Here is a 917-nt window from a genome sequence, read left to right as displayed (position 1 = left end):
AGGAATTGGGTACAAGCATTCCATGCCGACGTCGTACTCTGCGTTACCCCCATCCAAATCCCCGAAAGATAACTCACCATCCCGCTCCATGTCGTCGTCGCCACCACAGAAATCCTTTGCCAGCACCCGGTCAGGAATTGAGAAATCGAGTTCCAATTTTGATATACGTAAATCCCGGCTGCAACTAAGGCACCGATAGCCACCACTGCGATCCCCACTGGGCCGGCTAAGGCCGAAGTCGCCAGAGAAAAGGCTTGGATCGCTTGTACCGCCGCTTGAATTTTCGTGATGACGTCAAAGGCCGCGAAACCGACAGCAATCCCCGCAAGAATCGGGCCGATGATGGACCAGTTTGAAGTAAGAAAGTTAAAAAGCCCAGTTACAGCCGCCAGAATTGTATTGATGGTCACCGCAATCTCCGGCGGAAAAGCCGCAGAAATGGCCCCGGAAAGTCCATCGCTTTTGAAGCCCTCGGAAAAGGCGTTCACGAAATGGATGGCCAACGGGGTTAGCTCTTTCAGCTTTTGGAATATCGGGTCAAACAGTTGACCCAAAAGCATGTTGGTGTTATCGGATAGAGTGGAAATCATCCCTTTGAAGGATTGGCTTTGTTTGTCCATCGCCCCGGCAAACTTGGTTCCCATGGCATCAATCAGAGCAGGCACCGCTTGATCGGACATGACTTTCCCTGCCGCTGATAAATCCATCAGCTGTTGTTTACTCATTCCCAGCTTTTGGGCCATTAGATCCCATGCCGGGATTCCACGTTCCGCAAGCTGGTTCATCTCTTCTGCCGAAACCTTGCCCTTCGTTGCCATCTGCCCCAAAGCCATGGTTACACCATTCAGCATCTCTTCCCCGCCGCCGACAGCGGACACCGCATCCCCGATGGCTTTTAGGTTGGGCATCACACTTTC

1 protein-coding gene is annotated in these 917 nt (G+C 52.5%); it reads right to left on the bottom strand.

The annotated features are described in order from the left end of the window. The coding region (locus tag H1S01_RS20440) for a tape measure protein (RefSeq protein WP_188042173.1) at nucleotides 1-917 on the bottom strand (917 nt) is incomplete at both ends.

The sequence above is a fragment of the Heliobacterium chlorum genome (genome assembly GCF_014502795.1).
In the GTDB taxonomy this organism is placed as follows: domain Bacteria; phylum Bacillota; class Desulfitobacteriia; order Heliobacteriales; family Heliobacteriaceae; genus Heliobacterium; species Heliobacterium chlorum.
This window is presented reverse-complemented; position numbering and strand designations above follow the sequence as displayed.